Annotated in this window: 14 protein-coding genes; 8 read left to right on the plus strand and 6 right to left on the minus strand. The window is 63.7% G+C overall.

Features of this window, described 5'->3' with window-relative positions:
- Window positions 1–11 precede the first annotated feature (11 nt).
- Window positions 12–863: a carbon-nitrogen hydrolase family protein gene (locus tag KSS90_RS05225; RefSeq protein WP_217868472.1), complete on the plus strand. Its 852-nt coding sequence runs from the start codon at window positions 12–14 to the stop codon at window positions 861–863.
- A 2-nt stretch (window positions 864–865) separates the two neighbouring features.
- On the plus strand, window positions 866–2,305 hold the full coding sequence (gene tldD, locus KSS90_RS05230) for a metalloprotease TldD (RefSeq protein WP_217868473.1): 1,440 nt from the start codon (window positions 866–868) through the stop codon (window positions 2,303–2,305).
- A 99-nt stretch (window positions 2,306–2,404) separates the two neighbouring features.
- Here tldD and yjgA read toward each other — a convergent pair whose 3' ends face one another.
- Window positions 2,405–2,926 carry a ribosome biogenesis factor YjgA gene (gene yjgA / locus KSS90_RS05235; protein ID WP_217868474.1) on the minus strand — a complete coding sequence of 174 codons (522 nt, stop codon included), beginning with the start codon at window positions 2,924–2,926 and terminating at the stop codon, window positions 2,405–2,407.
- A 109-nt stretch (window positions 2,927–3,035) separates the two neighbouring features.
- On the opposite strand from yjgA, the gene pmbA reads away from it, so the two are divergent.
- The 6 genes from pmbA (at window position 3,036) to KSS90_RS05265 (ending at window position 8,349) form a co-directional block, all read left to right on the plus strand.
- Entirely contained in the window at window positions 3,036–4,382 is a 1,347-nt protein-coding gene (pmbA, locus tag KSS90_RS05240) for a metalloprotease PmbA (RefSeq protein ID WP_217868475.1), read from the plus strand.
- A 191-nt stretch (window positions 4,383–4,573) separates the two neighbouring features.
- A complete protein-coding gene (locus KSS90_RS05245; RefSeq protein ID WP_217868476.1) occupies window positions 4,574–4,975 on the plus strand; it encodes a FagA protein in 402 nt (133 codons plus the stop codon).
- A complete protein-coding gene (locus KSS90_RS05250; RefSeq protein WP_217868477.1) occupies window positions 4,968–6,344 on the plus strand; it encodes a class II fumarate hydratase in 1,377 nt (458 codons plus the stop codon). The genes KSS90_RS05245 and KSS90_RS05250 overlap by 8 nt, the downstream gene beginning before the upstream one ends.
- Before the next feature lie 25 nt (window positions 6,345–6,369).
- Window positions 6,370–6,831, plus strand: coding sequence for a DUF2753 family protein (locus KSS90_RS05255; RefSeq protein WP_217868478.1), 462 nt, complete (start codon window positions 6,370–6,372; stop codon window positions 6,829–6,831).
- 1 nt (window position 6,832) lies between these two features.
- Window positions 6,833–7,450: a superoxide dismutase gene (locus tag KSS90_RS05260; protein ID WP_217868479.1), complete on the plus strand. Its 618-nt coding sequence runs from the start codon at window positions 6,833–6,835 to the stop codon at window positions 7,448–7,450.
- Between the two features lie 5 nt (window positions 7,451–7,455).
- The gene (locus tag KSS90_RS05265; RefSeq protein ID WP_217868480.1) at window positions 7,456–8,349 is read left to right on the plus strand and encodes a ZIP family metal transporter; all 894 of its coding nucleotides are present in this window, start codon (window positions 7,456–7,458) and stop codon (window positions 8,347–8,349) included.
- Window positions 8,350–8,381: 32 nt separating this feature from the next.
- On the opposite strand, the gene KSS90_RS05270 is transcribed toward KSS90_RS05265, so the two are convergent.
- The 5 genes from KSS90_RS05270 to KSS90_RS05290 all read right to left on the minus strand — a co-directional run bounded on the left by KSS90_RS05270 (window position 8,382) and on the right by KSS90_RS05290 (window position 11,892).
- The gene (locus KSS90_RS05270) at window positions 8,382–8,654 is read right to left on the minus strand and encodes an HPr family phosphocarrier protein (protein WP_217868481.1); all 273 of its coding nucleotides are present in this window, start codon (window positions 8,652–8,654) and stop codon (window positions 8,382–8,384) included.
- Window positions 8,655–8,674: 20 nt separating this feature from the next.
- Window positions 8,675–9,529 carry an RNase adapter RapZ gene (rapZ, locus tag KSS90_RS05275; RefSeq protein ID WP_217868482.1) on the minus strand — a complete coding sequence of 285 codons (855 nt, stop codon included), beginning with the start codon at window positions 9,527–9,529 and terminating at the stop codon, window positions 8,675–8,677.
- A 2-nt stretch (window positions 9,530–9,531) separates the two neighbouring features.
- Window positions 9,532–9,996 (minus strand): PTS IIA-like nitrogen regulatory protein PtsN, encoded by a 465-nt coding sequence (gene ptsN / locus KSS90_RS05280; protein WP_217868483.1) that lies wholly within the window; start codon window positions 9,994–9,996, stop codon window positions 9,532–9,534.
- A 12-nt stretch (window positions 9,997–10,008) separates the two neighbouring features.
- Window positions 10,009–10,317, minus strand: coding sequence for a ribosome hibernation-promoting factor, HPF/YfiA family (gene hpf / locus KSS90_RS05285; protein WP_023629086.1), 309 nt, complete (start codon window positions 10,315–10,317; stop codon window positions 10,009–10,011).
- 78 nt (window positions 10,318–10,395) lie between these two features.
- Window positions 10,396–11,892 carry an RNA polymerase factor sigma-54 gene (locus KSS90_RS05290; RefSeq protein ID WP_217868484.1) on the minus strand — a complete coding sequence of 499 codons (1,497 nt, stop codon included), beginning with the start codon at window positions 11,890–11,892 and terminating at the stop codon, window positions 10,396–10,398.
- Window positions 11,893–12,003: the final 111 nt, after the last annotated feature.

Consider the following 12,003-nt stretch of genomic DNA (forward strand, 5'->3'; position numbering starts at 1 on the left):
CCGGGGTGGTCATGACGTCAGCAGTGATCCAGATGGTCAGCCAGGACGATGTGCTGGCCAACCTGCAACGTGCCACGGCGCTGCTCGAGCAGGCCGCCGTCGGAGGCGCGCGTCTGGCCGTGCTGCCGGAAAACTTCGCCGCCATGGGCCGCCGCGACGCTGCGGCCATTGGTCGGGCCGAGGCGCTGGGCGAAGGGCCGATCCTGCCCTGGTTGAAACGCACCGCCCGCGACCTCAGGTTATGGATAGTTGCCGGTACTTTGCCGTTGCCGCCGGTCGGCCAGCCTGAGTCAAAGGCCCATGCCTGCTCGCTGCTGATCGACGAGCACGGTGAGATCGCCGCTCGCTACGACAAGCTGCACTTGTTCGATGTGGACGTGGCCGACAATCGCGGTCGCTACCGCGAGTCGGACGACTACGCCCACGGTAGCCAGGTGGTGGTGGCCGATACGCCGGTGGGGCGCCTTGGCCTGTCGGTGTGCTACGACCTGCGCTTCCCTGAGCTTTACAGCGCCCTGCGCGCCGCCGGGGCTGAACTGATCAGCGCGCCGGCGGCGTTCACCGCGGTGACCGGCGCGGCGCACTGGGAAGTGCTGATTCGCGCACGGGCCATCGAGACCCAGTGCTATGTATTGGCGGCCGCCCAGGGCGGCTTGCATCCGGGGCCGCGGGAAACCCACGGCCAGGCGGCGATCGTCGACCCCTGGGGGCGGATCGTCGCGCAACAGGCGCGGGGCGAGGCGGTGTTGCTCGCCACGCGCGATATTGAAGAACAGGCGTCCATCCGGGCGCGCATGCCGGTAACAACGCACCGGCGCTTTTTCTCGCAGGACGCCTTGCGGCCTGCGCATACCTCGGAGTGACTATGAGCCAGATGTTATCCACCGTCAGTGAGCAGCTCCTGGCCCCGGGCGGGTTGACCCTCGACAGCCTGCAGGCGGTGCTGGGCGAGTTGGCCGGTCCCGGCATCGATGCCGCCGACCTGTATTTCCAGGGCCAGATCTCGGAAACCTGGGCACTGGAGGACGGCATCGTCAAAGAGGGCAGCTTCAACCTCGACCAGGGCGTGGGCGTGCGTGCCCAGTCCGGCGAGAAGACCGGCTTTGCCTACAGCAATGCGATCAACCTCGAAGCCCTGACTTCGGCGGCGCGTGCCGCCCGCTCGATCTCCCGCGCTGGGCAGAACGGCACGGTGCAAGCCTTCCGCAGCCAGGACGTGACCGCCCTGTACGCGCCTGACAACCCCCTGGATGTACTGACCCGCGCCGAGAAGGTCGAGCTGCTCAAGCGCGTCGATGCCGCCACCCGTGCCCTCGATCCGCGCATCCAGCAGGTCAGCGTGAGCATGGCCGGGGTCTGGGAACGCATCCTGGTGGCCGCCGCCGATGGCAGCCTGGCCGCCGACGTGCGTCCGCTGGTGCGCTTCAACGTCAGCGTGATCGTCGAGCACAATGGTCGTCGCGAGCGTGGCGGGCAGGGCGGCGGTGGGCGCACCGACTATCGCTATTTCAGTGAAGAGCGGGTGATGGGCTACGCCCGTGAGGCGCTGCGCCAGGCGCTGGTCAACCTCGAGGCGATTCCCGCTCCGGCCGGCACGCTGCCGGTGGTGCTGGGCCCGGGTTGGTCCGGCGTGCTGCTGCACGAGGCGGTCGGCCACGGCCTGGAAGGCGACTTCAACCGCAAGGGCAGCTCGGCGTTCAGTGGTCGTATCGGTGAAAAGGTGGCTTCGAGCCTGTGCACCATCGTCGACGACGGCACCCTCGAAGGCCGTCGTGGCTCGCTCAGCGTCGATGACGAAGGCACGCCGACCGAGTGCACCACGCTGATCGAGAACGGCATCCTCAAGGGCTACATGCAGGACAAGCTCAATGCTCGCCTGATGGGCATGGCCGTGACTGGCAACGGCCGACGCGAATCCTACGCGCACCTGCCGATGCCGCGCATGACCAACACCTACATGCGTGCCGGCGACAGCGACCCCGAGGAAATCATCCGGTCGGTGAAGAAAGGCATCTACTGCGCCAACCTTGGTGGTGGCCAGGTGGATATCACCAGCGGCAAGTTCGTGTTCTCCACCAGCGAGGCCTACCTGATCGAGGACGGCAAGATCACCGCGCCGGTAAAGGGCGCGACCTTGATCGGCAATGGTCCGGAAGCGATGCGTGGTGTGTCGATGGTCGGCAACGACCTGGCGCTGGACAGCGGCGTGGGCACGTGCGGCAAGGATGGGCAGTCGGTGCCGGTGGGCGTTGGCCAGCCGACCCTGAAGCTGGATGCCATCACTGTCGGTGGTACAGGGGCTTGATCAATGATCGCGGGGCAAGTCGCACCGCCGCTCCAACAGATGCCTGCGAAGGCTGCGTGGGAGCGGCGGTGCGCCGATGCGACTTGCCCCGCGATGGCTTTAACGCAACCCGCGCTGGGTTTCGTCGAGGTCGCGGATGTACTTGAACACTTTACGCGCAGCGGCAGGCGGCTTGTTCCGCGCCTTTTCATGCTGGGCATGACGGATCAGCGAGCGCAGGTGCTGACGATCGGTGTCGGGGAACTCGTTGACGAAGCGCTCGAGGTCTTCGTCGTTACCGTCGATCAGGCGATCGCGCCAGCGCTCGAGGCCGTGGAAGCGCTCGTTGTACTGGCGGCTGGAGCTGTCGATCTGCTCGAGCACGGCATGGATGGCGTCCAGGTCCTGCACGCGCATCAGCTTGCCGACGAACGACATGTGGCGTTTGCGGGCGCCGTGGGCGGTGTGCTTGCTGGCCTCGTCCAGCGCCTTGCGCAGCTCGTCGGTCAGCGGCAGGCGGGCCAGGGTGTCGGCCTTGAGGGTGGTGAGGCGTTCACCGAGTTCGACCAGCGCATGCAGCTCGCGCTTGATCTGGGTTTTGCTTTTTTCGCCATCGAAGGCGTCGTCGTAAGAATCAATCATGGGGGCCGTCCGCAAGAAATCGCCGCCATGATAACCAGTCGGGGGCCGCTTGTCCGGCCCGGTCGTAGAATGACCCAAGCCGTACGCAGAATTTTCAGTGGAGAAAACCATGAGTGCAGTCCAGAGCGTAGGCCCCAAGGACCTGCCGGCGTTGCAGGAGCAGGTCGAGGCGATCGTCGCCGAGGCGCGCCGCCAGGGCGCCAGCGCCTGCGAAGTGGCGGTGTCGCTGGAGCAAGGCCTGTCCACCACGGTGCGCCAGCGCGAAGTCGAGACGGTCGAGTTCAATCGCGACCAAGGCTTCGGCATCACCCTTTACGTAGGTCAGCGCAAGGGTTCGGCCAGCACCTCGGCCAGCGGCCCTGAGGCAATCCGCGAGACGGTCGCAGCCGCGCTGGCAATCGCGAAACATACCTCCGAGGACACTTGCTCGGGGCTGGCCGATGCCGCGTTGATGGCCCGTGAGATCCCCGACCTGGACCTCTACCATGACTGGGACATCGAGCCGGAGAAAGCCATCGAGATGGCGTTGACCTGCGAGGCGGCGGCGTTCGATGCCGACAAGCGCATCAGCAACGCCGACGGCACCACGCTCAATACCCATCAGGGTGTGCGGGTGTACGGCAACAGCCATGGTTTTATCGGTGGCTACGCCTCAACCCGTCACAGCCTGAGCTGCGTAATGATCGCCGAAGCCGATGGGCAGATGCAGCGTGACTATTGGTACGACGTCAATCGCCAGGGCCAGCTGCTGGCCGACCCGCGTAGCATCGGCCTGCGTGCCGCGCAGCGCGCGGCAAGCCGCCTGGGTGCCCGTCCGGTCCCGACCTGCGAGGTGCCGGTGCTGTTCTCGGCTGAACTGGCCGGCGGCCTTTTCGGCAGCTTCCTGTCGGCCATTTCCGGCGGCAATCTGTACCGCAAGTCGTCGTTCCTCGAGGGTACCCTCGGCCAGCGCCTGTTCCCCACCTGGCTGACCCTCGACGAGCGGCCGCACATCCCGCGTGCGCTGGGCAGCGCGGCGTTTGATGGCGACGGCCTGGCCACCTATGCCAAGCCGTTCGTCGACAAAGGCGAGCTGGTGTCGTACATCCTGGGCACCTATTCCGGGCGCAAGCTGGGTTTGCCGAGCACCGCCAACTCAGGTGGCGTGCATAACCTGTTCGTGACCCACGGCGTGGAAGACCAGGCCGCACTGATCCGGCGCATGGGCCGTGGCCTACTGGTCACCGAATTGATGGGGCATGGCCTGAACATGGTCACGGGTGACTATTCCCGTGGCGCGGCGGGCTTCTGGGTCGAGAACGGCGAGATCCAGTTCCCGGTTCAAGAGGTCACCATCGCCGGCAACATGAAGGACATGTTCCAGCAGATCGTGGCGGTCGGCAGCGATATCGAGACCCGTAGCAACATCCACAGTGGTTCGGTGCTGATCGAGCGGATGACCGTCGCAGGGAGTTGAGGGTTGTGGGCGCGGGTTTGCCCCGCGATTTTCCTTGAGATCATCGCGGGGCAAGCCCACTCCCACGCCACCCATCGCTGCTGTCACGCAAACGACCCGGCCATCGCGCCGGGTTTGTTTTGCCTATCGTCTCACTTGAACTGATTCTATTTATCACTTAATAATGAATATCATTATCCAGTAACCCGGCGATGATGTTCATGAAACCCGTCCTCCACGAACTGCCCTACCTGGAAAACTGGCGCTGGCTCAGCCGGCGCATCCGTTGCGCGCTCGAACCCGACGAGCCGCGCCTGATCGAGCACTACCTGGCCGAAGGCCGCTACCTGGTGTGCTGCACCGAAACCTCGCCGTGGACGGTGGCGCTGACCGCCTTCCGTCTGCTGCTGGATACCGCTAACGATCGCATGTTGCCTTGGCATTGGCGCTGCCTGTGCCTGGATCAGGCTTGGCGGCCCTTGCTGGACCTGCGCAACCTCGATCGGCGCGAACAGAACCAGCGCTGGCAGCCCTATGCAATGCAGCTCGCCAACAGCGTGCTGCTGCCGTCGATTTCTCCCGAAGAACTGATGCAAGGACTTGAAGATGAGTGATACCCGTATCGAGCGTGACAGCATGGGCGAACTGCAGGTGCCGGCCCAGGCCCTGTACGGTGCCCAGACCCAGCGCGCGGTCGACAACTTTCCGGTCAGCGGCAAGCCGATGCCCGCCCAGTTCATCCGCGCCTTGCTGCTGGCCAAAGCCGCTGCGGCCAAGGCCAACGTCGAGCTGGAACAGCTCAGCGCAGGGCAGGGCGAGGCCATCGTCAAGGCGGTGGAGCAACTGCTGGCCGGGGATTTCATCCAGCACTTCCCGGTGGACGTGTTCCAGACCGGCTCCGGCACCAGCTCGAATATGAACGCCAACGAGGTCATCGCGACCCTGGCCAGCCATGTGCTGGGCGAGCCGGTCAATGCCAATGACCACGTCAACTGTGGCCAGAGCAGCAACGACATCATCCCCACCACCATCCACGTTAGCGCCGCCCTGGCCTTGCACGAGCAGTTGCTGCCGGCCTTGCGCCACCTCACCCAGGTGATCGAGGCCAAGGCAGTCGAGGTGCATAAGCATGTGAAGACTGGCCGCACCCATTTGATGGACGCGATGCCGGTACGCATGAGCCAGGTGCTCGGTGGCTGGGCCGCCCAGATCAAGGGTGCCCAGGCGCATATCGAAGCCACGTTGCCGAGCCTGCAAGCGCTGGCCCAGGGCGGCACGGCCGTGGGCACCGGGATCAATGCCCACCCACAGTTCGCCGCAGGCTTTGCCCGCCAGTTGAGTGGCTTGACCCAGGTCGAGTTCACCCCCGGCGAGAACCTGTTTGCCCTGATCGGCTCCCAGGACACCGCGGTGGCGCTGTCGGGCCAGCTCAAGACGGCTGCCGTGGCGCTGATGAAGATCGCCAACGACTTGCGCTGGATGAACTCCGGCCCGCTCGCCGGCCTTGGTGAAATCGAGCTGCAGGGTCTGCAACCAGGCTCTTCGATCATGCCGGGCAAGGTCAACCCGGTGATCCCGGAGGCCACCGCGATGGTCGCCGCCCAGGTGATCGGCAACGACGCGACCATCGCCGTGGCCGGCCAGTCGGGCAACTTCGAGCTCAACGTGATGTTGCCGGTAATCGCCCGCAACCTGCTGGAGAGCATCGAGCTGATGGCCAACGTCAGCCGTTTGCTGGCCGACAAGGCGATTGCCAGCTTCAAGGTCAATGAGGCCAAGCTCAAGGAAGCGCTGTCGCGCAACCCGATCCTGGTCACCGCGCTCAACCCGATCATCGGCTACCTCAAGGCCGCCGAGATCGCCAAGACCGCCTACAAGCAAGGGCGTCCGATCATCGATGTGGCGCTGGAGCACACCGACCTGTCGCGTGACCAGCTCGAAGCGCTGCTGGATCCGGAAAAACTCACCGCTGGCGGCATCTGAGCCCGGGCCGCCCAGGAGGCACGTCATGCAGCATTGGAAACGCACCACCCAAGATGCAAACCGCCTGTTCGAGCAGGGTGAGCTGGTCGACGCCCGGGAACACTACCTGCAAGCGCTGGCCTTGGCCCAGGTGCTGTTCGAACGCTGGCATGACGTCGACGAGGCGGTGGCCGCACTGGTCATCGCCCATCACAACCTGGCCGACCTGCACCTGCGCCTGAACCAGCCGCATGAAAGCGCCGACTACCTGTGCGCGGCGCACCAGCGGCTGCTTCAGGCCAGCCAGGATCCGCGTCTGCCCCAGACACTGCGCGACGCGGCCTTGCGCCACAGCGGGCGCACCTACACCGAACTGCTGAGTTTCATCGCCGAGTACGGCCAATACCCGCGTACCGAGCGCCTGCTGAACCGCCAGGCGCCCGCGGCCAGCGAGCTGGTCGCGCGCACGGAAATCACGGATCGCAAACCTGCCTACGGAATCCACTGAAATGTCACATACCTTGCCTGCATTGCCCTATGCCTACGATGCGCTGGAACCGCACATCGATACCCAGACCATGGAGATCCATCACAGCAAGCATCACCAGACTTACATCAACAACCTCAATGCGGCCATCGAGGGTACCGAATGGGCCGAATGGCCGGTGGAACGACTGGTGGGTGAGGTCAAGCAACTGCCTGAGAAGCTGCAGGGGGCGGTGGTCAACCAGGGCGGTGGCCATGCCAACCACACGTTGTTCTGGACCGTCATGTCGCCTAAGGGCGGCGGACAACCAGAGGGCCAGGTAGCCAAGGCCATCGATGAGCAGCTTGGTGGCTTCGACGCCTTCAAGGAGGCCTTCACCAAGGCCGCGCTGACGCGTTTCGGCAGTGGCTGGGCTTGGCTGAGCGTGACCCCGCAGAACACGCTGGTGGTGGAGAGCAGCGGCAACCAGGACAGCCCGCTGATGCATGGCAACACGCCGATCCTCGGGCTGGATGTCTGGGAGCATGCCTATTACCTGAAGTACCAGAACCGTCGTCCTGAATACATTGGCGCCTTCTACAACGTGGTCGACTGGGCCGAAGTGGAACGTCGCTACCTTGAAGCCCTGAAACGAGTCTGACCGGTATGCGCTCCGAGGTGATGTCTGTCAGCAGTGTGCGCCTGTTCCGCCTGGCGCTTGGGACCGTGCTGTTGCTGGTCGGCACCGCGTTGCTGGTGGCGCGGGGCATCGCCTGGCTGGACCTGGAACCGCGCATGTTACGCGCCCTGGAGGGCGGCGCATTGTGCGCACTGGGGACGGCGTTGGGCGCGGTACCGGTGCTGGTGATTCGCAACATGCCGGTGGCCGTCGCCGACACCTTGCTCGGCTTCGGCGCCGGGGTGATGCTGGCGGCCACCGCATTCTCGCTGATCATTCCCGGGCTGGATGCGGCCCAGGCCATCGGCTTCAGCCCATGGGGCGCTGGTGGGGTGATCAGCAGCGGCCTGTTGTTCGGCGCCTTGTGCCTGTTTCTGGTCGACCTCAAGGTCTCCGGTGCTTCGCCGGAGGCTTTGGTCGGTAGCGATCAGCAGCCGGTGATCGCCGCCAGGATCTGGTTGTTCGTCATTGCCATCATCGCCCACAACATCCCCGAAGGCATGGCGATCGGTGTATCCGCCGGTGGCGGGATGCCCGATGCCGACAGTCTTGCCATGGGCATCGCGTTGCAGGATGTGCCGGAAGGTTTGGTGATCGCGCTGGTGCTGGCTGGGGCGGGCATGCCGCGCTTCAAGGCGTTCCTGATCGGTGCGGCGTCCGGGCTGGTCGAACCGCTGGCGGCGGTGATCTGCGCCTGGCTGGTGAACATCGCCGAATTGCTGCTGCCGCTGGGCCTGGCCTGCGCGGCGGGGGCGATGCTGCTGGTGGTGACCCAGGAGATCATTCCCGAGTCGCGCAGCAACGGGCATCACCGTCTGGCGAGCCTGGGGTTGTGTGTCGGGTTCTGTCTGATGATGGTGATGGACACGGCGATGTCGTGAATTGGCTGCCAAGCCGGCAGCCTCCAGCGAAATTACTCGCCTTCGTCGAAGAAGTTGTTGATCAGCTCTACCAGCGCATCCATGGCTTCGTTGTCCTGATCACCCTCGGTGTGCAGATGCACCGGCGTGCCCTTGCCGGCGGCGAGCATCATCACCGCCATGATGCTCTTGCCGTCCACCAGCTTGTCCGGCGCACGGCCGACCCGTACCTGGCAAGGGAAGCGCCCGGCCACGCCGACGAACTTAGCGGCCGCTCGCGCATGCAGGCCCAGCTTGTTGATGATGGTGATTTCGCGGGCGGGCATCGTGGGGCGGATCCTGTGGGCTAGAGGTCGCGGTGGCGGACCTGGACGTTTTTCAAGGATTGCTGGAGCAGTTGACCAAGCCGTTCGGTGATGTACACCGAGCGGTGATGGCCGCCGGTACAGCCGATGGCGATAGTGACATAGGCGCGGTTGCTGGCGGCGAAGCGTGGCAACCATTTGAGCAAGTAGCTGGAAATGTCCTGGAACATTTCTTCTACATCGGGTTGCGCGGCCAAGTAGTCGATCACCGGCTGTTCGAGGCCTGAATGGTCGCGAAGTTCCGGCTTCCAGTACGGATTGGGTAGGCAACGTACATCGAACACCAGGTCGGCGTCCACCGGCATGCCGCGCTTGAAGCCGAACGATTCCACCAGAAACGCGGTACCGGGTTCGGGCTGATTGAGCAGGCGCAACTTGATCGAGTCACGCAACTGGTACAGGTTCAGGTTGGTGGTGTCGATCTTCAGGTCGGCAAGGTCGGCGATCGGCCCCAACAGCTCGCTCTCCACCCGGATTGCTTCAGCCAGCGAGCGACTGTCGTTGGTCAGCGGGTGGCGGCGGCGGGTTTCCGAAAACCGCTTGAGCAGGGTGTCTTCGTCGGCGTCCAGGTACAACACATCGCACTGGATATGCCGGGCGCGTGCCTCTTCCAGCAACTGTGGGAAGCGAGACAAATGGCTAGGCAAGTTGCGTGCATCGATCGAGACTGCAACCTTGGGTTGCAACAGCTCCGTGTTGATCAAGGCGTTTTCCGCCAACTGCGGTAGCAGCCCGGCGGGCAGGTTGTCGATGCAGTAGTAGCCGTTGTCTTCCAGCACGTCGAGGGCGGTGCTCTTACCGGAGCCGGAGCGTCCGCTGACGATGATCAGGCGCATGTTCAGCCCTCGTTCTGCACGTCCAGAACCACCTGGTAGAGCGCTTCGTTGCTGGCGGCAGCACGCAGGCGCTTACGCACCTCCTCGCGGTCGAGCATGCTGGCGATCTGGCGCAGCAGTTCAAGGTGGGCATCAGTGGCGGCTTCCGGGACCAGCAGGACGAACAGCAGGTCGACCGGGGCGCCATCGATGGCATCGTAATCGATGGGGGCATCCAGGTGCAGCAGGGCACTCACTGGCGCGGTGCAGCCCACAAGCCGGCAGTGGGGAATGGCGATGCCATTGCCGAAACCGGTGGAGCCCAGTTTTTCCCGAGCGATGAGCTTGTCGAAGACGTCTTGCATCTCCAGCTCGGGTACTTGCTCGGCGATCAGGTTGGCGACCTTTTCCAGGGCGCGCTTCTTGCTGCCGCCCGGCACGTTCACAAGGGAACGGCCGGGGGTCAGGATGGTTTCAAGTCGGATCATGGATGAGGGGGATCAGCGGGCGGCTGCGCCTTGCAGCAGGCTTTGCTGTTTTTCCTTGTGTTTTTTCAGTTGGCGGTCGAGCTTGTCGGCCAAGGCGTCGATCGCTGCATACATGTCTTGGTGTTCGGCGTTAGCAACCACCTCACCGCCGGGAATCTGGAGTGTGGCTTCGATCTTCTGCTGAAGCTTCTCGACTTTCATGATCACCGTCACGTTGGTGATCTTGTCGAAATGACCCTCCACGCGGGCGAGCTTCTCAAGCACGTAATCGCGCAGTGGTTGGGTGACTTCTACATGCTGTCCACTGATGTTGACTTGCATACAGCTTCTCCTTTGTTGCCCGTGCATAAAGAGGCAGGTGTTGCACCTGCCACTGAAACGCTGTGGCACATCCGGGGGCTACATCAGCCGCTTGCGCTCGCTCGAAGGGGCGATCCCCAATGACTCGCGATACTTGGCGACGGTGCGACGGGCTACCTGGATGCCTTGTGCCTCCAGTAAACCAGCGATCTTGCTGTCACTCAATGGCTTTTTCTGATTTTCCGCCGCCACCAGTTTCTTGATGATCGCACGGATTGCCGTGGACGAGCATTCGCCGCCTTCGGCGGTGCTCACGTGGCTCGAGAAAAAGTATTTCAGTTCGTAGATGCCGCGCGGGGTGTGCATGTATTTCTGCGTGGTCACCCGGGAAATGGTCGATTCGTGCATGCCCACCGCTTCGGCGATGTCATGCAGGACCAGCGGCTTCATGGCCTCGTCACCATGGTCGAGGAAGCCACGCTGATGCTCGACGATTTGCGTCGCCACTTTCATCAGCGTCTCGTTGCGGCTCTGCAGGCTCTTGATGAACCAGCGCGCTTCCTGCAGCTGGTTGCGCATGAAGGTGTTGTCGGCGCTGGTGTCGGCACGGCGGACGAAGCCGGCGTACTGCGGGTTGACGCGCAGGCGCGGCACGGCCTCTTGATTGAGCTCGACTAGCCAGCGCTCGCTGTCCTTGCGCACGATGACATCGGGCACGACGTATTCGGGTTCGCTGGACTCGATCTGCGAACCTGGGCGCGGGTTGAGGCTCTGCACCAGTTCGATGACCTGGCGCAGCTCGTCTTCCTTGAGCTTCATGCGGCGCATCAGCTGGCTGTAGTCGCGGCTGCCGAGCAGGTCGATGAAGTCGGTGACCAGGCGCTGTGCCTCGCTCATCCAGGGTGTCGAGGCCGGCAGCTGGCGCAGTTGCAGCAGCAGGCATTCGCCGAGGGTGCGGGCGCCAATGCCGGCAGGCTCGAACTGCTGGATGCGATGCAGGACTGCTTCGACTTCGTCCAGCTCGATATCGAGCTCCGGATCGAAGCCTGCGCAGATTTCTTCGAGGGTGTCTTCCAGGTAGCCCTGGGCGTTGATGCTGTCGATCAGGGTGACGGCGATCAGGCGGTCGGTGTCGGACATCGGCGCCAGGTTCAGTTGCCACAGCAGGTGGCTTTGCAGGCTCTCGCCCACCGACGTACGGGTGGTGAAGTCCCATTCGTCGTCATCGTTGCTGGGCAGGCTGCTGGCGCTGGTCTGGTAGATGTCTTCCCAGGCGGTGTCGACCGGCAACTCGTTGGGGATCCGCTCGGCCCACTCGCCGTCCTCCAGGTTCTCCGCAGTGCTGCTGGAGGTTTCCTGGAAGCTGTTGTCCTGGACTTCGGCGACCGGTTTGTTCTCGGCGTTGTCCGCCATGGGGTCGCTGTTGTCGAAGTCTTCGCCGTCTTCCTGACGTTCGAGCATCGGGTTGGACTCCAGCGCTTCCTGGATTTCCTGCTGGAGGTCCAGGGTGGAGAGCTGAAGCAGGCGGATGGCCTGTTGCAACTGAGGAGTCATCGTCAGTTGCTGGCCCATTTTTAGGACGAGCGATGGTTTCATGGCTGGGGCTTAATACCTTGTTGCCGGCGCGCATGCGCCATCCACTACACGTAGGGCGCTTGGGCGCCGACTTTAAGCAAGTTATATGCCTGAAATTGCAGCGTTTGCCTA

The organism is Pseudomonas maumuensis (assembly GCF_019139675.1).
GTDB classification, from domain to species: domain Bacteria; phylum Pseudomonadota; class Gammaproteobacteria; order Pseudomonadales; family Pseudomonadaceae; genus Aquipseudomonas; species Aquipseudomonas maumuensis.

Excerpts from the sequence above, each read along its gene's own strand:
- KSS90_RS05225 (WP_217868472.1), top strand. The coding sequence starts at position 12 with ATGACGTCAGCAGTGATCCAGATGGTCAGCCAGGACGATGTGCTGGCC.
- tldD (WP_217868473.1), top strand. The coding sequence starts at position 866 with ATGAGCCAGATGTTATCCACCGTCAGTGAGCAGCTCCTGGCCCCGGGC.
- yjgA (WP_217868474.1), bottom strand. The coding sequence starts at position 2,926 with ATGATTGATTCTTACGACGACGCCTTCGATGGCGAAAAAAGCAAAACC.
- pmbA (WP_217868475.1), top strand. The coding sequence starts at position 3,036 with ATGAGTGCAGTCCAGAGCGTAGGCCCCAAGGACCTGCCGGCGTTGCAG.
- KSS90_RS05245 (WP_217868476.1), top strand. The coding sequence starts at position 4,574 with ATGATGTTCATGAAACCCGTCCTCCACGAACTGCCCTACCTGGAAAAC.
- KSS90_RS05250 (WP_217868477.1), top strand. The coding sequence starts at position 4,968 with ATGAGTGATACCCGTATCGAGCGTGACAGCATGGGCGAACTGCAGGTG.
- KSS90_RS05255 (WP_217868478.1), top strand. The coding sequence starts at position 6,370 with ATGCAGCATTGGAAACGCACCACCCAAGATGCAAACCGCCTGTTCGAG.
- KSS90_RS05260 (WP_217868479.1), top strand. The coding sequence starts at position 6,833 with ATGTCACATACCTTGCCTGCATTGCCCTATGCCTACGATGCGCTGGAA.
- KSS90_RS05265 (WP_217868480.1), top strand. The coding sequence starts at position 7,456 with ATGCGCTCCGAGGTGATGTCTGTCAGCAGTGTGCGCCTGTTCCGCCTG.
- KSS90_RS05270 (WP_217868481.1), bottom strand. The coding sequence starts at position 8,654 with ATGCCCGCCCGCGAAATCACCATCATCAACAAGCTGGGCCTGCATGCG.
- rapZ (WP_217868482.1), bottom strand. The coding sequence starts at position 9,529 with ATGCGCCTGATCATCGTCAGCGGACGCTCCGGCTCCGGTAAGAGCACC.
- ptsN (WP_217868483.1), bottom strand. The coding sequence starts at position 9,996 with ATGATCCGACTTGAAACCATCCTGACCCCCGGCCGTTCCCTTGTGAAC.
- hpf (WP_023629086.1), bottom strand. The coding sequence starts at position 10,317 with ATGCAAGTCAACATCAGTGGACAGCATGTAGAAGTCACCCAACCACTG.
- KSS90_RS05290 (WP_217868484.1), bottom strand. The coding sequence starts at position 11,892 with ATGAAACCATCGCTCGTCCTAAAAATGGGCCAGCAACTGACGATGACT.